At 54.5% G+C, this 19,925-nt stretch carries 18 protein-coding genes and 2 pseudogenes; 13 read left to right on the forward strand and 7 right to left on the reverse strand.

The annotated features are described in order from the left end of the window. Nucleotides 1-197: 197 nt before the first annotated feature. Complete coding sequence (locus tag JMJ16_RS55820) at nt 198-320, reverse strand: hypothetical protein (protein WP_255553153.1); 123 nt, start codon at nt 318-320, stop codon at nt 198-200. Between the two features lie 261 nt (nt 321-581). Further along, on the reverse strand, nt 582-899 hold the full coding sequence (locus JMJ16_RS02490) for a hypothetical protein (RefSeq protein WP_201378126.1): 318 nt from the start codon (nt 897-899) through the stop codon (nt 582-584). 332 nt (nt 900-1,231) lie between these two features. Here JMJ16_RS02490 and JMJ16_RS02495 point away from each other — a divergent pair, with 332 nt between their 5' ends. From JMJ16_RS02495 to JMJ16_RS53565, 7 genes are all read left to right on the forward strand, one after another. Further along, nucleotides 1,232-2,494 carry an ROK family transcriptional regulator gene (locus JMJ16_RS02495; RefSeq protein ID WP_201378128.1) on the forward strand — a complete coding sequence of 421 codons (1,263 nt, stop codon included), beginning with the start codon at nt 1,232-1,234 and terminating at the stop codon, nt 2,492-2,494. Nucleotides 2,495-2,662: 168 nt separating this feature from the next. After that, a complete protein-coding gene (locus JMJ16_RS02500) occupies nt 2,663-3,943 on the forward strand; it encodes an extracellular solute-binding protein (RefSeq protein ID WP_201378135.1) in 1,281 nt (426 codons plus the stop codon). 81 nt (nt 3,944-4,024) lie between these two features. Beyond that, a complete protein-coding gene (locus JMJ16_RS02505) occupies nt 4,025-4,975 on the forward strand; it encodes a carbohydrate ABC transporter permease (protein WP_201378137.1) in 951 nt (316 codons plus the stop codon). Between the two features lie 31 nt (nt 4,976-5,006). Beyond that, a complete protein-coding gene (locus tag JMJ16_RS02510) occupies nt 5,007-5,882 on the forward strand; it encodes a carbohydrate ABC transporter permease (protein WP_201378139.1) in 876 nt (291 codons plus the stop codon). Nucleotides 5,883-5,885: 3 nt separating this feature from the next. Beyond that, a complete protein-coding gene (locus JMJ16_RS02515) occupies nt 5,886-7,622 on the forward strand; it encodes a glycoside hydrolase family 66 protein (protein ID WP_201378141.1) in 1,737 nt (578 codons plus the stop codon). Nucleotides 7,623-7,640: 18 nt separating this feature from the next. Further along, nucleotides 7,641-8,744 (forward strand): glycoside hydrolase family 15 protein, encoded by a 1,104-nt coding sequence (locus JMJ16_RS02520; RefSeq protein ID WP_201378143.1) that lies wholly within the window; start codon nt 7,641-7,643, stop codon nt 8,742-8,744. A gap of 407 nt (nt 8,745-9,151) precedes the next feature. Then, entirely contained in the window at nt 9,152-9,325 is a 174-nt protein-coding gene (locus JMJ16_RS53565) for a hypothetical protein (RefSeq protein WP_236601148.1), read from the forward strand. 157 nt (nt 9,326-9,482) lie between these two features. Here the strand turns inward: JMJ16_RS53565 and JMJ16_RS56680 are convergent. Continuing rightward, a pseudogene (locus tag JMJ16_RS56680) lies at nt 9,483-9,878 on the reverse strand (transposase); the annotation flags it as partial. Between JMJ16_RS56680 and JMJ16_RS02530 the strand changes: the two are divergent. Further along, nucleotides 9,811-10,089, forward strand: coding sequence for a hypothetical protein (locus JMJ16_RS02530; protein ID WP_201382899.1), 279 nt, complete (start codon nt 9,811-9,813; stop codon nt 10,087-10,089). The pseudogene JMJ16_RS56680 and the gene JMJ16_RS02530 sit on opposite strands and share 68 nt — an antisense overlap. A gap of 466 nt (nt 10,090-10,555) precedes the next feature. On the opposite strand, the gene JMJ16_RS02535 is transcribed toward JMJ16_RS02530, so the two are convergent. Then, nucleotides 10,556-11,500, reverse strand: coding sequence for a Na/Pi symporter (locus tag JMJ16_RS02535; protein ID WP_201378147.1), 945 nt, complete (start codon nt 11,498-11,500; stop codon nt 10,556-10,558). 202 nt (nt 11,501-11,702) lie between these two features. On the opposite strand from JMJ16_RS02535, the gene JMJ16_RS02540 reads away from it, so the two are divergent. Further along, nucleotides 11,703-12,764: a LacI family DNA-binding transcriptional regulator gene (locus JMJ16_RS02540; protein ID WP_201378148.1), complete on the forward strand. Its 1,062-nt coding sequence runs from the start codon at nt 11,703-11,705 to the stop codon at nt 12,762-12,764. 600 nt (nt 12,765-13,364) lie between these two features. After that, nucleotides 13,365-14,642, forward strand: coding sequence for a sugar ABC transporter substrate-binding protein (locus tag JMJ16_RS02545; protein WP_201378149.1), 1,278 nt, complete (start codon nt 13,365-13,367; stop codon nt 14,640-14,642). Nucleotides 14,643-14,804: 162 nt separating this feature from the next. Here the strand turns inward: JMJ16_RS02545 and JMJ16_RS53570 are convergent, their stop codons facing one another. The 3 genes and pseudogenes from JMJ16_RS53570 to JMJ16_RS55825 form a co-directional block, all read right to left on the reverse strand. Next, the gene (locus JMJ16_RS53570) at nt 14,805-15,005 is read right to left on the reverse strand and encodes a transposase (protein WP_236601149.1); all 201 of its coding nucleotides are present in this window, start codon (nt 15,003-15,005) and stop codon (nt 14,805-14,807) included. Between the two features lie 61 nt (nt 15,006-15,066). Continuing rightward, nucleotides 15,067-15,759 carry a transposase gene (locus JMJ16_RS53575; RefSeq protein WP_236601150.1) on the reverse strand — a complete coding sequence of 231 codons (693 nt, stop codon included), beginning with the start codon at nt 15,757-15,759 and terminating at the stop codon, nt 15,067-15,069. Between the two features lie 62 nt (nt 15,760-15,821). Next, a pseudogene (locus tag JMJ16_RS55825) lies at nt 15,822-15,935 on the reverse strand (helix-turn-helix domain-containing protein); the annotation flags it as partial. A gap of 133 nt (nt 15,936-16,068) precedes the next feature. On the opposite strand from JMJ16_RS55825, the gene JMJ16_RS02555 reads away from it, so the two are divergent. Genes JMJ16_RS02555 through JMJ16_RS02565 form a run of 3 tightly spaced genes read left to right on the forward strand, consistent with a single transcriptional unit; the run spans nt 16,069 to nt 19,884 of the window. Continuing rightward, entirely contained in the window at nt 16,069-17,004 is a 936-nt protein-coding gene (locus JMJ16_RS02555; RefSeq protein ID WP_201378150.1) for a carbohydrate ABC transporter permease, read from the forward strand. A gap of 39 nt (nt 17,005-17,043) precedes the next feature. Then, nucleotides 17,044-17,916, forward strand: coding sequence for a carbohydrate ABC transporter permease (locus JMJ16_RS02560; RefSeq protein ID WP_201372814.1), 873 nt, complete (start codon nt 17,044-17,046; stop codon nt 17,914-17,916). A 51-nt stretch (nt 17,917-17,967) separates the two neighbouring features. Continuing rightward, nucleotides 17,968-19,884 (forward strand): glycoside hydrolase family 127 protein, encoded by a 1,917-nt coding sequence (locus tag JMJ16_RS02565; protein ID WP_201378151.1) that lies wholly within the window; start codon nt 17,968-17,970, stop codon nt 19,882-19,884. Nucleotides 19,885-19,925: the final 41 nt, after the last annotated feature.

A 19,925-nucleotide genomic window follows, 5' to 3' on the forward strand; every position in this document is an offset into this window, starting at 1 on the left:
ATTTTTGGGCACCAGCTTCTTTTCCAGCGAGAACCATTCGTATTTTTCGCGTTTCCCCATAGGAACAATTGCCAGCCAAACGTATACAAAAATACAGAAAGGGAGCCACGCATCAAGACATGGCCCCCTTCCCGTCTCCTGGCAGATACGGTCATGGGTGTCTCATTCCAGGCTATGCCCAAAATGAGACCTATCCATCACTTCTCCTTCTTCTTCCTCTGCTGCTGCTTTTCCTGCTCTCGCCTCCTTCGCTCCTTCTCGGCAGCCAACTTAGCAGCGGCAGTAGCGGCAGCGATAGCGGCATGAAGAACAGCACTCATCCCTTTCACCTCCCCTCATCTTCCACTTCACTGAGAGAGTTCCGAGAAACTGCGCGTTGCGTTTCTCGAAGATGGTCCATACCCCATTTTTGAGCCATAGAGACAAACTGTCCCTCTTCATTGGTTCAGCGAGCTTCTTCAAGAAGAAGCGCGATCCAAGTGAGAGAGAACCTCCTCTCTTCATCACACAACTGATTCAGTCAGATGCTGAAAAAGGGAGTAAAAAAACGATACATTCAATATAACTGATATCATATTGCTTCAGCAAGGGGTAAATAGGGAAAAAACTGTGCCATCCAATTCTCTTCTCTCATCGATCTCGGCACGCATAGCGAGTGTTCGAGAGAAGGCGTTTGGGCTGCAAACGGCTTGCTCATAACAAGAGGCAAGTGGAGGTTGTACTCGTTCACACTGGCAATGGTCCTGGAGTACCTGAGCAATAGACAAAGCATTTTTCTCGGCTGCTTGTAGTGGAGGAAGCACAGAAAGCACCTCTGCTGATTGGTTCACTCCAACAACGAGAGCGAAACGTGCTTCTTTGGGAAGATGCTCTTCAGCATCCTGATGTGTCGTGCTCATCCAACGAAATCGCCTCCAACCTTATTCTGTCAAATTCTCTTCTCCTTGAGATAGAGCAAAATCATATTTCAACATAAAAAGCACAAACCTCTTTTTAGGGGCAATTAATTGCAAGAAGGTTTGGATACGCTGACTTCATCTTTACACTATGATTTATTTCAGTGTGCGTAATATCTGGTGAAATCACCGTGTTTCAGAGAGTGATTAGAGAAATTGCCAAAATGAAGCTGTCATTAGCCATTGACAACAAGTTCATCCACATGTTACCATCCGTATATAGTTAATTATTTCAATGAAATAACTAACTAGGTGAAGCGTTTGTGAGGAAACATATGGCAGGCACTCGTACAGGTCATAAGCGACTCTTGCGTGACCTCAATCAGAGCATTATTTTCAACCTAATTGTGGAGCACGGTGCTATTTCGCGCACCGATTTGGCCAGGCGCAGTCAGCTCCCGGCAGCCACAATTACCCGGATTGTGGGGGAATTTCTCGCGGCTGGCTTAATTTCGGAGAAGCTGGCTGAGGAGTCGAGCGGCGGACGTCCGCCCGTCTTTTTGAGCATCAATCCGAATGCGGGCTATGTCGTGGGCATCAAACTGCGTGAAGATGGCATGACCATCGCGATCTGTGATCTGAACTGCACGATTATTTTTAGCGCGGACGAGCAGATTACTGGCGAAGCCATGCCCCATCGTGTGGTGGAGGCTATGACGGGGGCGGTAAAACGCTGTGTCAGTGCGGCCAGTGTGCCCATGAACAAGGTACTGGGCATCGGTGTTGGGCTGTCGGGCCTGATCGATTCGGCGCGTGGCATCTGCCGTTACTCGGCCATTCTTGGCTGGCGTGATGTCGAACTGGCCGCAGCGCTGGAGTTTAAGCTGCATTTGCCGGTGAGGATTGATAATGATGTGAATACGCTGGCGGTGGCCGAGCGCTATTTTGGCGCCGGACGCGACGCGGCGAATTTTCTGATGTTGACGCTGGGACGCGGGATTGGGCTAGGGATTGTGATTGGCGGGGAGATCTATCGTGGTTCCAGCGGGGGCGCGGGCGAGTTTGGTCATATGACCATTGATACCTCGGCGGATGCGCCTGTGTGTAACTGCGGCAAACGTGGCTGCCTGGAGGCCATCGCCTCCGATTATGGCATTCTAAAAGCCGCTACCGGGGCCGATCCAGGCCATCACGTTGAGGATGCGATTGGCACTTTGATTGAACGCGCGCAACAGGGCGACGAAGAGGTTCGGACGATCTTTACGCGCGCGGGTGATGCTCTCGGTATCGCTCTGGCCAATCTGACCAATCTTTTTGATCCGGCGCGCGTTCTCATCGGCGGGAAGGGTCTGCGAGCGGGAGAACTGCTCCTGGAGCCGATGCGCGCGACTCTGCCGCTCCATCGCTTTGGCGCGGCGTACGAAAGCATCGAACTGGTGCCCCAGACCACGGACGACGCGAGTTGGGCACGTGGTGCGGCCAGTTTGCTCTTGCGCGAGGTTTTCAGATCGCCGATCTACGAGGGAGATGAAGCGTTGGTTATTGATGATCTGTTGTCGCAAGCGAACGCGGGCAGCCAGCGCCGCAGAAAGGGGTGACCTATCCAGCATTTTATGCCTCTCCTATGACTGTCCTGACTTGGCCAACGTGTCACCAGGCCGGCAGTGCGTGTCGGTCCTATTTCGCATCAGGTGGAGTCGTTCTTTTTCTCGAAGCAGATGCTTTTTAACGACCCGATTTACGAAGAATCAGACAGGAGTCCAACCATGCAGAGCCCCATTTCACGCCGACGTTTTTTGGAGCGGAGTGCCCAGGTTGCCATGACGGCAGGTGCGGCTGGAAGTCTGCTCGTCGCTTGTGGTGGTAGCACGACGGCTACGGCCGGGTCGGCCAACACAACCATTACCTTCTGGAATGCCTATAATGTCACCGACCCTGAGAACCAGACCTTGCTGAATAAGGTCATCCCGGCCTTCCATAAGAAGTACCCGAATATCACTGTGAAGAGCCAGAACATTCCCTACAATTCGCTTTTGCAGAAGTTGATCGCCACGGTCGCGGGAGGCACCGGACCGGATGTGGTACGTACGGATATTATCTGGATGCCCCAGTTGGCAAAAATTGGCGCCCTGGTTCCCACGGATGATATCGTTGCTCAACGCAAAAACGACTTCTATCCTGGCCCGCTGGCCACCTGCGCGTACAAGGGCAAGTATTATGGCCTGCCGCTGGATACCAATACCAGGGTTATTTTCTATAATAAAACCCTCTTGTCCCAGGCCGGTTTCAGCCAGCCTCCGACCACAACCGATGAATTTCAAACGATGGCAACGAAAGTGACCGCGCTGAACAAATCGTTCTACGGCTATGCCGAGAGCGGGCTGGACCCCTGGAATATCCTGCCCTGGATCTGGAGCTTTGGCGGCTCAGTGACGAGCGACGATTATACGAAAGCCAGCGGATACATTAACGGCTCACAAAGTGTCTCCGCCCTGGAATATCTCGTCGGCCTCTACAAGAATCACTCGCTCGCGCCCAATTTGCTGGGTGGCAGCAGCTATAGCCCGGATGACGAGTTTGGCAAAGGGCACGTCGGGTTTATCCTGGAAGGGCCGTGGGTTCCTCCCACGATGAAGCAGACCTATACCAGTTTGCACTATGACATGGCACTGATGCCCGCCGGACCAAGCGGGAGTACCTCTTCGGTCGTTGGTGGCGAGGATATCGCGGTGCTGAGTTCGAGCAAAAACATCGACGCGGCCAAAACGTTTATGCAGTTCATGACATCGGAAGATGCACAGGTACTGATGGGTGAAGTCGGGCAGATGCCGGTACTTTCAAGCCTGGCAACTGATTCGCGCATGCCGTCGTATTTTTCGATGTTCGCGAAGCAACTGCAAACCGCGAAGCCACGTCCGGTGACGCCTAACTATACCAAGATCGAAAGCATCCTCACTGATGCGTTCAATCGCGCATTCCGCGGGCAGACATCGGCCCAGGCCGCCCTGGACGGCGCCGCGCAACAGATCGACCCTCTGCTCTCCTAGGCAGCGCGGAAAACCTGAAGAACGCCAGGCCTTTTGCCGGGGTTTGGCATTCTTCCCTGAGATGAGAAAGGAACGCTGAAGATGGAGATATCTTCTCTGGATCGCTCGCCCGGCGCGGCACGAGTTGAACGGCAACGTGGGCAAAAAAGGCGCGCATTTCGTCGTCTCTTGCCTATCTACCTCTTTATTCTGCCGGGTATGGCCTTGTTCGTGCTCTGGACGCTCTATCCCTTGCTCGATGCGTTTGTGATGAGCTTCTTTAATTGGATTCCCAATCCCAATATGCCGAGCACTTTTCTGGGCTTGCAGAACTACGCGCAGGTGCTCACCGACCCGATTTTCTGGCAGGCCTTTCGCAATGTGCTTTCCTATACTGTGGTGACAGTGGCTGGCCAGATTGTGTTTGGACTGGCTGTGGCTTTGCTGCTCAATCGCAAACTTTTCGCGCGCGGCATCTTTCGCGTTCTCTACTACCTGCCCGTCGTGACTTCCTGGGTGGTGGTTTCGCTGATTTTCGCGTATCTCTTTAGTAGCGACCATGGGCCGGTGGACTGGTTCCTGGGCGATGTGCTGCACCTGATTCCGGATAACCAATCCTGGCTGGGCAGTACCACCCTTGCGCTGCCGACCTTAATGATCCTGGGCATCTGGAAGGGTGTCGGCTGGAATATGGTAATGTTCTTGGCCGGTCTCCAAAGTATTCCGACAGAACTCTATGAAGCGGCGCGCGTGGATGGGGCTGATAGCTGGACGCTGTTTCGCGTGATTACGCTGCCACTTTTGCGCCCGACGATTACGTTCGCGGTGGTCATCCTCACCATGGGCGGCTTCGGGTCTTTTATCCCCATGTATGTGCTGACCGGAGGCGGCCCGTTGCATTCAACCGAGACGCTGCTGACCTATGCCTTTACCAATGCCTTCAGCTCCTTTGATTTTGGGTATGCCGCGGCCATTACGTATATCTTCGCGGCGGTGGTCTTTCTGCTGGCCTTAATCCAGATCCGTTTAATGCAGAAAAAAATCGAATATTAGCTGACATGGCTGGAAAAGGAGGAGAAGATTTATGCTGACCACGATGGAGGCGCCTCGCGCGCCAAAGAGACGCGAACTCGATCTCTGGAAAGTGGGCGGGCGCGTGTTGATCTATCTGCTGCTGGTGGGCGGAGCACTGCTGATGCTCTCGCCTTTCGCGTATATGCTGGGGATTTCCTTCAGCCCGAATGCGTATACGCTCCCCTCGCCCGCCGACGTTATTCCGGCTCACCCGACGTTGAGCAACTATCTCAGCGCGTGGACCGATGATAACTTTGGCCTGGCTTTTTTCAATAGCGCGATTGTGGCGTGCTGCGCGACGCTTCTCACGGTGCTGCTTTCCTCCACGCTGGCCTTCGCCTTTGCGCGTTACCAGTTTCCAGGCCGCAATGTCTTATTTTATGGCATGCTGGCGACTATGACTGTACCGGGTATTGTGCTGATTATTCCTCAGTTTGTGCTGGCGAGCCGGCTGGGTCTGACCAACAATCGCCTGGGCCTGATCCTGGTCTATGGCGCGGGTATGGCGTTCGGCGTCTATATGTTGAAGGGCTTCTTCGAGGAGATGCCCCAGGAGCTCTTTGACGCGGCGGCTATCGATGGCAGCGGTATTTTTCGCACGTTCTGGTCCATCGCGCTTCCCCTGGCTCGCCCGGCGCTGGCCGCGGTAATTATTTTCTCTTTCGCGGCCAACTGGGAAGAGTTTACCTGGGCGATTACCTCGACAAATGATGCTTCGCTCTATACGCTCCCCGTGGCCATCCAGCAGTATTACAGCGCTCATGGCACAAACTGGGGCATCATTTTTGCCGCCTCGGTCATGGCAATTGTGCCAGAGGTGCTGGTGTTTTTAATCTTCCAGCGTCAATTTGTCAGTGGCATCCGCTCAGGAGGTATGAAAGGATAAGTGATGAGCAAGCAACGATCCGAGCAGGCCATCTCGCTCACAGATCTATGGGTAGATCGGGCTGTCTATCGGCCTGGTGAAGCAGCCACGCTCCTGCTCCTAGTGCATAATCGGGAGGAGCATCCCGTCACGGCTCTGCTGCACGTCGCGCTCTCCTGGCTCGATCAGGAGGTATCCGGATATGACCAGTGGCTAGAGATCCAACCAGGCCAGCAGCAGGTAAGCCTGCCACTTGCACTGCCGGTTGAGAGCTTTCGTGGCTATGGCGTTGATGTCACGCTGGGTGATGAGGGCGCTTCTCCCTGGGCGCGGAGGAGCACAGCCCTGGATGTGCTGGAAAATTGGACCCAGGCTCCGCGCTACGGCTTTCTGTCTGATTTCGCGCCGGGAGATCACGGCGCGGAGGCCGCCTGTGCCAGCCTGGCCCGCTATCATGTGAATCTGGCACAATTTTACGATTGGATGTGGCGGCACTATATCTTGATGCCACCGGAGGAGGAATTTAGCGATGCTCTTGGGCGGCGCGTTTCTCTGCGGGTTGTGCGCGAAAAAGTAGCTGCCTGCCGGGCGCAAGGCATCGCTGCCATGGGCTACGCAGCTGTCTATGGCGCGGAACCGGAGTACGCGTTGGAGCATCCCGCTGAGATGCTTTACGATGAGGAAGGCAAGCCGTATAGCCTGGCAGAGCTGTTCTATATCATGAACATTCACGCGGATAATCCCTGGCGGGCCCTGATTCTGGCGGAGATGGCGCGGGCGGTACGCGAAGTGCCGTTTGATGGGCTGCACCTCGACCAGTATGGCTTTCCCAAAGGGCAGGTTTTTGGGCCAGCACCCCAGCGTGTTCCCTATGATCTGGCGGAAGACTTTCCAGTCTTTATTGATGCCGCGCGCGCAGCCATCAGAGAGGCGCGACCCGACGCCAGAGTTATTTTTAACGCTGTCGAAAACTGGCCAATTGAGACGGTTGCCCCGACCGGCCAGGATGCCACCTATATCGAGGTCTGGCCGCCCTATACAAACTATGCTGATTTACAAAAACTTATTCTGGAGGCGCGGCGCTTGGCGCCGGAGAAGCAGGTCATCCTCGCGGCTTATCTCACACCCTTGAAGGGCGCGCGGGAGGCAGATGTGCTCCAGGCCGAGTCGGCCACACGGCTAGCCAGCGCGGCAATCTGGGCTAACGGAGGCTTCCATCTGCTCATGGGCGAACGAGATGGGGCTCTCTGCGATCCCTACTACCCTCTCTATGCCTCGCTCCGGCCTGAGTTTGCCGACATTATGCGCGGCCTGTATGACTTTGTGGTGCGTTATGAAAACACGCTGAGCGATCCGCGTCTGGTGACAGCCCCGGTTGATGAGGTGCTCCAGCGGATTCAGATCCAGGGCAGTGCTGTTTCTGCGACGGGAGAAGCTGGCACCGTCTGGGCCATTCTGCGCCAGATGCCCCAGTTCCTGACGGTCAGCCTGATTAATCTCTCCACTGCTCCGGACGCGGCCTGGAACGCGCCGAAGCCGCTCGCGGAAACGCTACGTGATGTGTCGATCGAACTGCGTGTGAGCGGAGAGATTACCGGCGTCTACGTAGCCAGTCCCGAACGCGACGAAGGCAGACCCTGCTCCCTGGTCTATCGCCTGGCCCAGCGTGATGGCGCGACCTGGCTCCAGACCACGCTGCCCGCCCTGGAATATTGGAGCGTGCTCACGATCAAAACCACTGGAACTACTGATCCTGCTTAAAAAGGAAATCGCATGTCTATGATACTCGTTACCCAAAGTATTGCCGTGATCGAAGCCGGTCAAGGAACGAACGGCGCTTATGTCGCGTGCCCTTCTTACTCGTCATACAACTATTGTTGGTTTCGTGATGGGACCTTTATTGCTGTTGCGATGGATCGCTGGCAGAAACACGAGAGCGCACGGCGTTTCTATGACTGGGCCACAGCTCTGGTGGTTGCCCGCGCCGATGGCATCGAACGCTGCTTGGAAAACGTGGCTCAGGGGCGTCCACTGAACCCCGCTGATCTTCTGCACACGCGCTATACGCTCGATGGCCGACAGGGAGACGAAGATTGGCCCAACTTCCAGCTTGACGGCTTTGGGACATTACTCTGGGGACTCCAGCATCATATGCAGTTGACGGATCCGCCAACTATGCCGTCGGTCTGGGCTAGGGCCGCAAATTTGCTGGTGCGCTACCTTGCCGCACTGTGGCAGCGACCGAATTCTGATTGCTGGGAAGAGTTTTCTGATCAAATTGCTGTCTCTACGCTGGCCGCGCTCTATGCCGGCCTGCACGCGATCTCAGCAGCCTTTGAGGCGAATGGGCAAGATGCCACGCTCGCGCTGGATACGGCCAGGCAGATCAAGGCGTTTTTACTCGGCTCGGGAGTGCGGGATGGGCATCTCATCAAACAGATCGAGGGCGAGGATGTAGTAGACGCCAGTCTGCTCTGGGCCAGTGTGCCATTTCAGGAGCATAGCTTCCTCCAACCCTCCGACCCGGTGATGCAGGCGACGGTCGCGCGGATTGAGCAGGATCTGGTTGGCAAAACAGGGGGTGTGCATCGCTATGCCAAAGACACCTTTTATGGTGGCGGCGAATGGGTCCTGCTAACGGCTCTACTCGGTGAGTATTATACCGCCACTGGCAATCTCACGGGGGGGCAACGCTGTCTGGCCTTTGTCGAAGCGTCAGCCAACGAACAGGGGCATCTGCCGGAACAGGTGAGCCGCGCGCCCTTGCATCCTGAATATGTCGAGCACTGGCTCGGCTGCTGGGGACCCGTCGCGTGCCCGCTGCTCTGGTCGCACGCTGCCTATCTCAGCCTGAGCGCGCAGGTGCGTGAGTCGGGGTTATAGCATTTTTCCCTCCTATTTTCCCCGTTAAGCAGAAAGAAAGAGGGGAGAAGAGAGGTAGGTGTAAATCTTTTTATTCCATGCTCGCCTAAGCGACGGGATCACCCCCGTTACTTAGGCGACTATTCGGTGGCTCTTGACCACTTCGGAGGCTTAGGGCTCGCTTCCATTCAGGAGGATGGTAAGATAGAAGAAAAACGCTGAGAGAGGGAGCAGAAGCTTGTAAGAGATAGATCTTTTGCCACAGGCTCTCCGAGAGCAATCCCTTTCTGATCGAGAGATTGTTTTTGCCTTACCAAGCGGCATTAGAAGCTCTCGAAAGGCTTGGGAGAGCCAATTGGGCTTTGCTGGGGTGGGAAGGATGGGTGAAATATCCCGATGGGAGCCATGGTCATGCCCCAGGAGGGGTAATGGGAGCAGACGCTGAGCGAAAAGAGAGAGCATCATGGATTGACTATGTTCACGACTCGGTTCAGTTATGTCGTGAATCCATCGATCAAGAACACCATGCCTGGGATGCTGACCCGCATTACGCCCATCTGGTGCTCTATTTTTGTCTGACAGCCATCCCTCCAGAGCAGTAAGCTCTCCTACACCGCATGAAGCACCCTCTTGCGAAGCAAGGGGAAACCTACTCTCCCATAGCCTTGTCTTTTGATGAGCTTGAGCTTGGTCACATGCCCTTCGATCATACAGTTCACGGTACATCGTCACTCGCTCGCTTGGCACATAGCCAGCCCGTGCCTCCCCGCTCAAGAGCATTCTCGCAATAGTCATTGCTTCGAGCCGATCTGTCTTGGCGCGTAATCGCTGTTGCTGATGAAACTGATGGGTTTGTCTAGAGTGCAACAGATGCAGCACATAGCCCCGTTGTTCCAACTCCTGATACAAATTCTCTCGCGTCTCGAGACGTGGCTTCCATTCCGATAAGGATCTGGCTCGGCTTCGCATCCAACTAGCCCAGTTTCCCCTCCCAGAGCTGCCATCCCTGGCATTGGCAAAAGAGATCGATTTGAGCACGATGCTTTTGTCAAGCCGGAGAATGCAACTCGCGCAGGATTGACTTCCAATGTCAATCCCACAGACAGACTTGATCGATATTTCCTCAGGAGAGAATGTCGCTGCCGCCGCTTTCATCACCCACCTGCTTTCTGGTGTTCTCTCTATCTCTCGTCATCTTCTTCGATGCAACCTGCGCGAGTGTTGGCAGCAAGAAACCCAACCAATTGGGGCGAGCGTCAGCGCGTGTCCGGATCGGCAATCTCGCCAGGCACAAGAAACAGCCCGGCTGTTGCAACAAGCCTCATTGACCCTTGAAGCCCTGATAGATGGGGAGCCGTCTACGTAAGGAGGTCACCGCTTTGCACAGGCCTCAAGCGCTAACCCTGGCTCTCCCGCTACCTCCATCATTCAACTCCTTGAAAGTGCTGTCATCTTGAATCCTTCTGCCAATTATTATATGAGCGCTATCCCTACTTGCTCAGCAAAACTGAGCAAGTTTTTTGCAATGGATGCTGCATATATGCGTAAAGGATCAAGAGGCTAGGTCTGTGCTCTCAAACATGCCTTCCTTCCTGATGCTCGACACCTTTGAGGCAGAAGATTGGGCCCAGCTGGAACAGGTCGAACAGCTCCTGTCTCAATTGAGGCAAGCCATTGACTAACTCCATCATGTCTCGTCTCACACAGTTGAAGCTGGATGACAACAGTCCTCTTCACGCGATACCCTATCGAGCTTCATCTGCTCAATAAGAGGGGATGAATTGCCTTCTCTCTGTGGAAAACCGTTGTCAGGAGAGCCAACCAGGGGCTTCTCATCCCCGTCTCTCCGAGACTGGTGATGGCAATGGATAGGACACCGGTTCCTTGGCCTGGCGTACAGATATCTCTTTCTCTGACGGCACCAGGATTGCAAGAAGCCGGGTCAGTGGATCGGCCAGAGGAAGACAGAGACAGGTCAAAAGCACATTAAATCCCAGATGAGCCAGGGCAACCTGCATGCTCGGGTTGGGACAATAGAGCAGAAGAACGGCTGCCAGTGGGTGCAGAAGAAGGAAAAGGAGGCAGACGCCAAGGCACTTCGTCCCCGTATGAACAAGGGCCAAACGTTGCCCGATATATGCGTTCCCAGAAACAGAAGCCAGCAATGCGGGAAGCGTCGTCCCAATATTGGCTCCGAGCATGAGTGCCAGCGCTGGCACGAGAGAAAGGGTATGCTGTGCGCTCAGAGCCAGCACCAGCCCGATGGTCGCGGTGCTGGAATTGAGCACTATGGCCAGGGCTGTTCCCAGAAGCAGAAGAACAAACGGTACCGTGGCGCAGATCTGGAGGAGTGCTCCAGCCCAGGCGCTCCTCGCGAGAAGTTGGCTTGCCTGCGAAAGCATGAAGAGTCCCAGGAGCATGAGACCACACTGAAACACCAGTTGTCCAAGACGCCGCCAGCGTGTGCGCGCGGTCACCAGGGCCAGCAATGCAAAGAGACCAACAATAGTGAGCGCATAATCAGTCACATGAAAGGAAGTCAGCTGCACCGCAAGCGCCGAGCCAACATTCGCCCCCAGTAACATGACAATAGCCGTTGAAAAGGGCAAAAGGTCCGTACTCACCAGGTCAATCAATAACGAAGACATGGCACTCGAACTTTGCATGCATGCTGTCATGACAAGGCTGATGAGATAGGCTATGGCTGGAAAACGCGCTACGTGCAAGAAGCGTTGACGCAGATAGCGATTGTCAGATTGACCAATGGTCTCTGTCATCGAGGGGAGGGACTTCCCGCACCGGTTGTTAAAAATCAGGAAACCCTTTTCTTTACTAGCTCTTTGAGCCTAGCCATCATCTATTTTATCGACAAAAAGGCGCGATATTCGCCGTTTATCCCTTGACAGAGCCATAAATCGGGGGTAATCTATATTTGTAGCTAGGAAAAGCTTTTCCTTACCAGATCGTTCGGAGATATACGTGAGTAGCGAAGTAAGTAATGAATCCGTTAGTCGACAGATGCAGAGCGTGACTATCCACGATGTAGCGCGCGAAGCCGGTGTGAGCATTGGCACGGTATCGAAGGCCCTCAATGGACAGGGAAAACTGAAGTCCGAGACACGCGAGCGCATTCAAGAAGTGGCGGCACGCCTGGGATTTCGCCCAAACATGATGGCACAAAATCTGTTACGAGGTCGCAGCTATACCGTCGGTCTGCTCACCACTGATAGCTACGGGCGCTTTAGCATCCCCTTGATGAAGGGTATTGAGGACGCGCTTGGTACAGCGCAGATTCTGGTCTTTCTCTGTGACGCGCGCGACGATGCCCAACGTGAGCGTCAGTACATTGAGACACTACTCAGCAAGCGTGTTGACGGTATCATTGTTACCTCGCGCCGGACCGATCCGCGTCCCGCTATCGACGTTGGGCAAACGGGTATACCAGTGCTCTATGCCTATACACAGGTAAAAGAAGGAAATGCACTCTGCATCTTACCTGATGACGAACAGGGTGCGCGTCTTGCTATTGAGCATCTCGTCGAGCATGGACGACGCCATATCGGCCATATCATGGGACCAAGCCACTTTGAGTCGACGCAATTGCGACAGAAAGCAGTGCGCCAGGTACTTAAGGAGGCCGGGCTGGCTACCCACGAGCAACGCTTTCTCTCCGGGCCTTGGCAAGAAAGCTGGGGATACAACGCCACTCAATTTCTCATAACCTCTGACCCACAAGTAGATGCGATATTTTGTGGCAACGATCAAATAGCTCGTGGCACTATTGACATGCTACGAGAACTGGGGAGGAAGGTTCCTGATGACATCGCCGTCATCGGCTTCGACAACTGGGAGATCATCGCGGCGTCCAGCCGCCCACCACTGACGACTGTTGACCTGGACATCTATCACCTGGGACAACTGGCAGGTAGTCGCCTGCTAACGATGATCGATGGCTCAAGAGAGACGGGTGTCATCCGACATCCTTGTCACCTAGTCATACGCGCTTCCTGTGGAAGCCACGATTTGGTACCCATCCAGTGACGACTCCCCACGCATAAATGCGGGGGCTTCTCAGGAGGCTTGCGCTTCCTGAAGGCTCCGTCCGAGCCTATAAGTGTATTACTCTCTTGTGTGAAAGGCGGCTTGTGGGCTCTTAAAGACCTTTCGAGAGGTACAGGGACACTTGTACGCAAGCATTTTTACGCAAGGACGCGAATTTACCTTGCAACCCAGGAAACACTTTTTTGTTGTGTATGTACAAAAAACACTTGTTCTAGTATAGGAGGAAAGGTGGAAAGTGTCAAGAGGGAAATATCCCCCTCCACCCTATCCACCACAAAAGGACTCGCTTCTATCCCCATGCCTGAAGGCAGGGGTCTTACGCTCGGTTTGATAAAACAACTTCCACGTATCAAGAAGGTATTTTCACATCTGTCTGTAGACATATCACAGGGATCATCATTCTCTAATGTAATGGTCAGGATATATTTTGTCGTCATGCGAACATAATTGTAACATGTCTACATGTTGAATGCTTCTAGAAAGTGGGAACCCAAACAAGATAGAGCCTCCATAGTTTTCCCAGGAACGGGTATTTAGTGCATTGCAGCACATGAAACGAAGAGGAAAGGATATTTAGCAATGAAGATGCGAAACTTATGGCGGGCTGTAAGCCTGTTGTTCGCTTGTGTAGCCGTCTCAGCAAGCCTGCTCGGCTGTTCGGCACTAGGGTCAAACGGGTCCGACGCCAATACTATCTCCTTCTGGGTTCGCGCGGCTGATGAGAATTTTGTACGCCCACTGGTCACCACCTATAACGCCAGCCACAAAACGCAGGTCAAACTGACAACCATTCCAGACGCGCAGTTTGTGACCAAGTTTGGTACCGCTGTCGCGGGCGGAGACGCGCCTGATGTCGTGGCTATCGATCTCGTATATATGCCTTCTTTCGCGGCCGCTAACGAGATGACTGATATTACCGATATGGCGCATTCACTCTCCTTCTATGATAAGCTCAGCCCTTCCCACATGCGCCTCTCTACTTACAATGACAAACTCTATGCCCTACCCTTTAGTGCCGAGGGTTCGGTGCTCCTCTATAACAAGAAACTCTTCCAGCAGGCAGGACTGGACGCAAACAAGCCTCCGACCAACTGGAGCGAGCTAGAGACAGATTCCAAGAAGATTACCGCGCTTGGCAACGGCGTGAAGGGATACTACTTCTCCGGTCGCTGCGCGGGCTGCAATGCTTTCACCTATCTTCCCTACATCTGGGCCAGCGGCGGCGATGTGCTGAGTGATGATGGCAAGACGGCGACCATCACTTCATCCCCCGCAGTCAAGGACGCGCTGAACTTCTATAAACGCTTGTGGGACGAGGGACAGATTCCCGCAGGTGCCAAGGTCGATGATGGCTCAAACGGGCTGAATGCCTTCTCCACAGGTAAAGTCGGCATGGTGGGTAGTGGAGCATTCTCAATCGGCACGCTCAAGAAGCAGCATCCAGATATCGATTTCGGCATTACCTATCTGCCTGGCGAAAACGGCAGTTTCTCATCCTTCGCGGGTGGAGATACCATTGGCATTCCTCGTGGCTCCAAGCACGTCAATGAAGCCTCCGACTTTATCAAGTGGGCGCTCTCTGAGGATGTCCAGATCAACCAGTTCGCCAAAAACGGTAGTATTCCAGTCCGTACCGACCTTGCTGAGAACAAATATAGCAAGCTCGATCCGCGCTATGTTACCACATCGCAGGCCATGGCAAAGGGTCGTACACCCTATTCAGTCCACTACAATCAACTCTTTAATGACGCAAATGGCCCCTGGCTGGCTATGCTGCAAAAGGCCATCTTCGATGGACAGGTCGATAACGCCATGAAGACAGCTCAAGACCAGTTCACCAAGATACTCAATAGCTAAGCTATCCAATCGGCGTCAGAGGTTCTAGGCGATGTCGCATCATATACGACGAGGCATCGCCTGAGATACCTCTTAGTCACTTCTCGACTAAATACTCCGGCACAGCGATTCTCCTGGTTTATGCCACTTCTCGCCGTGCTATTTAGTGACGACTCCCCACGCCTACAAGGCGGGGGCTTGCGGAATGACGCAGCCGTGTCGTCCCACGGCTTGTTCTAAGATATTCAAGCTGGCATTGTGATCTCGCTCGATCACCAGGCCGCAGGCGGAGCACTCATAGAGGCGAACCGAGAGGGGCATGGGCTGGCGATGACCACAGGCCGAGCAGGTCTGTGAGGTGTATGCAGGGGGCACTTTCACCACGCGTCGCCCAGCGTCCTCCGCTTTGGCGACCAGGGCGGCGAAAAAGGCCGACCAGGCTGCATCACTGATCGATTTTGGACAAGGAGGGGTTCTTGACCATGCTGCGGACCACCAGGGCCTCAACCGCAATCAGCCCATAGCGGTTGATCAGGCGCCGCGACTCTTGCTGGACGAAGTTCTCCCGCCGGTTGGCGATGCGTTCATGCACCCGGGCGACCACTTGACGGCGTTTGGCCCGCTCTTTGCTTCCTTTCGCCGTTTTGGCGAGGAGGCGTTGGGCCTTGGCGAGAGCCTGCTCTTCCGCGCGAAAGAACCTGGGGTTGGCAATGGCGGTGCCATCGGAGAGGGTGGCGAAGGTGGTGAGCCCGACGTCCACGCCCACGCAGGCATCTGACGGGGGCAGGACCTCGGGTCCGACCTGGGCGCAGCAGATCGAGACGAACCACTTGCCCGTGGGGGAGCACTTGACGATGGCGGTCTTGGGGGTGCCCTGCATGCGCCGGTGCTGGACCATCTTGACATGGCCGAGTTTGGAGAGGACCAGCTTGCCGTCGCCCGAGAGGGAGAAACAGCCCTTCTCGCCGTACTGAGGAAAGGTGAGGCTATGATAGCGAAACCTGGATTTGTAGCGTGGGAAGCCAATCTTCTCGCCCTTCTTGCGCCCGCGAAAGAAGGCCTGGAAGGCCAGGTCGACGCGCTTGAGCACGTTCTTTGGGCGGTGACCTGTGCAAGTTCCGGGCGCACCGCTTTGCACGCGGGGAGTTCCGCGCACTGGTGGGCGAAGCCAAGAGAGACCCCAGCCATGCGGTAGGCATCGCGCCGCTCTTGCAGGGCAGCATTATAGGTCTCGCAGCAGAGGGCGAGCCACTCGTTGAGCAGACGTTGCTGTTTCTTGGTCGGATACAGCCGGAATCGATAGGTCTTGTTCATACCTATGGATTCTCATGGAGGGGTGCGAATACGGAAATGACCACCCTTCCCCGAACAAGGAACGCCTCTGCGCACCTCCATGGCTCAAGCCAGGGGCCCTCAAAGGCGCTTTTCTGGTAGAAAGGACATGTTTATGTACGCCCAAAGCAGTCAAAGTGTGCTTGTAGGGAAAAAGCAGACGCGTGCATCCGGCAGATTCGAGCGGAAACAGCGTTGGGCCGGGATCTTATTCGTTCTCCCCAGCGTGCTCTTCGTGGCGGTCTTCTTCCTGGTTCCGCTCATCATGACGGCTGTTATGTCTCTTTATGACTGGCCCCTGCTTGGTGACCATCACTTCATCGGACTGCAAAACTATATCCAGATGGCCTCGGATAGCACATTCTGGCAGAGCCTGTGGTTCACAACCAGATACACGATCATTGTGACGCCTGCGATCTTTATTATTGCCTTTATCCTGGCTCTACTCATTCGTCAGCAGGTACCGGGGGTAGGAGTCTTTCGCACGGCATACTTTATCCCCGTTGTGATTGGTCTTAGCACGGCGAGCCTGCTCTGGACATGGATGTTTAACGATCAGTTTGGCATCTTTGACAGCGTTTTGCTGCGCCTACATCTCATCAAAGAACCCATCGTCTGGCTTGCGGATTCGACAACATCGCTCATTGCTATCGGCATCATGGTCGTCTGGAAAACTGTAGGTTCAACTATGATCTTCCTGGTCGTGGGCATGAATGCCATTCCCGATGAGTTGCTGGCGGCGGCCAACGTGGATGGCGCTGGACGCTGGGCGCGCATCCGTTATATCATGCTGCCGCTCTTGAAACGTACCTTAGCGCTGGCGCTTGTGCTCTCAGTGATTGGCTCATATCTGGCGTTCGACCAGTTCTATGTTATGACGCACGGTGGTCCACAAAACTCCACGATTACGGTTGTGTACTGGATCTACAATAATTCGTTTACGTACTACAAGCTTGGCTACGGCTCGGCGCTTTCTATCATCCTGCTCATCATTCTGATTATCCTGAGCGTCATTCAGTTATATCTCTTACGCGATGACACTCAATACTAGAGATGCTGTCCTTTTTCGAGAAAGGAAGGCTTAAGTAGCATGGCTATCCCAATGAAAGTTCAATCAAAGCACCGCCTTCAGGCCAAAGCGCCTGTAACCCGTGCGCTTTACTATATCGTTTGCACTGTACTCGCCCTGATCTTTCTCTTTCCCATAGGATGGTCTATCCTTGCCAGCCTGAAGCCAGCCAGCGAGTCCATGCAATCGCCAGCGACATTTCTGCCGTCACACATCTCTTTCGAGAACTATACCAGCATCTTGAACACTGGTATCGTCAACTATCTGCTCAATAGCGGCTTTGTCGTTATTGTCACAGTTGTCTTGACGCTCGTGCTCAGCATTCTAGGAGGCTACGGCTTCTCACGCTTCAAGTTTCCGGGGAAAGACATCATCTTTATGGTCATTCTTGCCACAATGATGATTCCCTTCCAATCCATCCTGACGCCCCTATTCCTGCTCTTACACTCCTTAGGGCTCCAGAACACACTTCTGGGACTGGCTCTGGTCTACACGACCTTCCAACTCCCTTTCGCCATCTTTATGATGCGCAACTCATTCGATAGCGTGCCTAAAGAGTTAGAGGAGGCGGGCTATATTGATGGTTGCACCTCAGTAAGTGTACTCTACCGCGTGCTCATCCATGTCATCTTTCCCGGCGTGGTCACTGTGGCACTGTTCGCGATATTCGCCGCTTGGAACGAGTTTCTGGCCGCTCTCATCTTTATGACGGATAGCGACCAGTACACTATGCCCGTCTATCTCATCAGCGCACAAAGCGGGCAATATGGAACGGTAGACTGGGGAGCTATCCAGGCCGGAATGACTATTACGATACTCCCTTGTATTATCGTTTTCCTGCTGCTTCAGCGCTATTACATCAATGGCCTGATCGCCGGTGCCATAAAATCGTAGCAAGGTGACTTTTCCGCGCCCACTTTTGACAATGAAAGGATCTACAAAACCATGACTCTGCGACAAACGGAATCACATACTCACCTTCTCGAGCCATTCGTAGTAGATACCACTTACAGCGCACAGGCACGCCTGCATCCATTACACCTGCGCCAGGTGCGCCTGCAAGATCGTTTCTGGGAACCACGGCGCCAGATCAACCGTACCATCACACTTCCTTCGCAGTACCAGCAATGCGTGCAGACGGGGCGTCTCGACAACTTCCGGCGCGCGGCGGGTCAGATCGAGGGTCCCTTCCAGGGTCGTTTCTTCAACGACTCCGACGTGTACAAATGGGCCGAAGCCGTAGCCTGGACGCTTGCAGCCGAGAAGGATGAGAAACTGGAAGCGCTAGTTGATGAGGTCATTGGACTGATCGCCGCCGCCCAGGGTGAAGACGGCTACCTGAACACGTATTTTACCTTCGAGAACGCCGATAAGCGCTGGACAGACTTACAGGTCATGCACGAACTCTACTGCGCGGGACACCTGATCCAGGCTGCCGTAGCTCACCACCGCGCCACAGGCAAGACAACCCTGCTGGATGTCGCCACCCGCTTCGCTGACTCTATCGATAGCGTCTTTGGCCCCGGCAAGCGTCCTGGCACCTGTGGACACTCTGAGATAGAGATGGCCCTGGTCGAACTGGCCCGCGATACGGGCGAGGAGCGCTATCTTAAACTGGCACAATTCTTCATTGACAATCGTGGTCAACAGCCTCCCATTATCAGCGGCAAGACCTATTACCAGGATCACGCGCCCTTCCGCCAGCAAGACGAGGTAGTGGGACACGCTGTCCGTGCTCTCTATCTCTATGCCGGGGCCACTGATGTCTACACAGAAACCGGTGAACAAGCTCTCTTGCATGCGATCAATGTCCTCTGGGCGGACCTACAGCAGCATAAAGTCTATGTCACGGGAGGCGTCGGATCACGCTACGATGGTGAGGCCGTTGGTGAGAGCTATGAGCTACCAAACGATCAGGCGTACACCGAGACCTGCGCCGCCATCGCGCATATCATGTGGGCCTGGCGTCTCCTCCTCCTCACCGGCAATGCCCTTTATGCCGACGCTATGGAACTCACCCTCTACAATGGCATGCTCGCTGGTATCTCGCTGGATGGTGAGAGCTACTTTTATCAGAATCCCCTGGCGGACCGTGGCAGGCATCGCCGTCAGCCCTGGTTCGGGACTGCCTGCTGCCCACCCAATGTAGCGCGCTTGCTGGCCTCGCTTCCGGGTTACATCTACACAACCTCGGACGCTGACCTCTGGGTTCACCTCTACACGAGTAGTGAAGCCAATGTGCGTTTGCCACAAGGTAGCGTGCTCAAATGTAAGCAGACCAGCAACTATCCCTGGGATGGTAAGATCAAGCTCAGCATCGAACCCGAACAGGCAAACACTACCTTTGGTCTCAATCTGCGCATCCCTGCCTGGGCGCATGGCGCGACGGTCAGCATCAATGGTGAAACACTCGCTCCTCCCATCCAGCCTGGCAGCTATTGTCGCATCGAACGCACCTGGCAACCAGGCGATCAGGTAGAGCTTGTGTTACCACTGGTCATGCGCGCCGTGACCAGCCATCCATACATCTCAAACAACAATGGGCGTGTTGCTCTACTGCGCGGTCCGCTGGTCTACTGTGTCGAGCAGGCCGACCACGAGGCCGATGTCTGGGATTTGTACCTACCCAAAGACTTTCAGTGGAGCGAGCACTACGCTGAAAACCTTCTGGGTGGCGTCGTCACTGCTCAAACATCAGCCTTCGCCCGTACAGACACAGGCTGGCAACAACAACTCTACCGCGCCTATGGCGAGGAACAACCGACCTACGCCCCGGCGACGCTGACCGCCATCCCTTACTACGCCTGGGCCAATCGTGAGGCTGGACCCATGCAGGTCTGGCTCCCCATTAAGCCAGATTGACACTCCCCCGGATACATCCAGGGGATTCTTCCTTCATCCAG

This window comes from Ktedonobacter sp. SOSP1-52, assembly GCF_016587395.1.

Excerpts from the sequence above, each read along its gene's own strand:
- JMJ16_RS55820 (WP_255553153.1), bottom strand. The coding sequence starts at position 320 with ATGAGTGCTGTTCTTCATGCCGCTATCGCTGCCGCTACTGCCGCTGCT.
- JMJ16_RS02490 (WP_201378126.1), bottom strand. The coding sequence starts at position 899 with ATGAGCACGACACATCAGGATGCTGAAGAGCATCTTCCCAAAGAAGCA.
- JMJ16_RS02495 (WP_201378128.1), top strand. The coding sequence starts at position 1,232 with ATGGCAGGCACTCGTACAGGTCATAAGCGACTCTTGCGTGACCTCAAT.
- JMJ16_RS02500 (WP_201378135.1), top strand. The coding sequence starts at position 2,663 with ATGCAGAGCCCCATTTCACGCCGACGTTTTTTGGAGCGGAGTGCCCAG.
- JMJ16_RS02505 (WP_201378137.1), top strand. The coding sequence starts at position 4,025 with ATGGAGATATCTTCTCTGGATCGCTCGCCCGGCGCGGCACGAGTTGAA.
- JMJ16_RS02510 (WP_201378139.1), top strand. The coding sequence starts at position 5,007 with ATGCTGACCACGATGGAGGCGCCTCGCGCGCCAAAGAGACGCGAACTC.
- JMJ16_RS02515 (WP_201378141.1), top strand. The coding sequence starts at position 5,886 with ATGAGCAAGCAACGATCCGAGCAGGCCATCTCGCTCACAGATCTATGG.
- JMJ16_RS02520 (WP_201378143.1), top strand. The coding sequence starts at position 7,641 with ATGATACTCGTTACCCAAAGTATTGCCGTGATCGAAGCCGGTCAAGGA.
- JMJ16_RS53565 (WP_236601148.1), top strand. The coding sequence starts at position 9,152 with ATGGGAGCAGACGCTGAGCGAAAAGAGAGAGCATCATGGATTGACTAT.
- JMJ16_RS02530 (WP_201382899.1), top strand. The coding sequence starts at position 9,811 with ATGTCAATCCCACAGACAGACTTGATCGATATTTCCTCAGGAGAGAAT.
- JMJ16_RS02535 (WP_201378147.1), bottom strand. The coding sequence starts at position 11,500 with ATGACAGAGACCATTGGTCAATCTGACAATCGCTATCTGCGTCAACGC.
- JMJ16_RS02545 (WP_201378149.1), top strand. The coding sequence starts at position 13,365 with ATGAAGATGCGAAACTTATGGCGGGCTGTAAGCCTGTTGTTCGCTTGT.
- JMJ16_RS02555 (WP_201378150.1), top strand. The coding sequence starts at position 16,069 with ATGTACGCCCAAAGCAGTCAAAGTGTGCTTGTAGGGAAAAAGCAGACG.
- JMJ16_RS02560 (WP_201372814.1), top strand. The coding sequence starts at position 17,044 with ATGGCTATCCCAATGAAAGTTCAATCAAAGCACCGCCTTCAGGCCAAA.
- JMJ16_RS02565 (WP_201378151.1), top strand. The coding sequence starts at position 17,968 with ATGACTCTGCGACAAACGGAATCACATACTCACCTTCTCGAGCCATTC.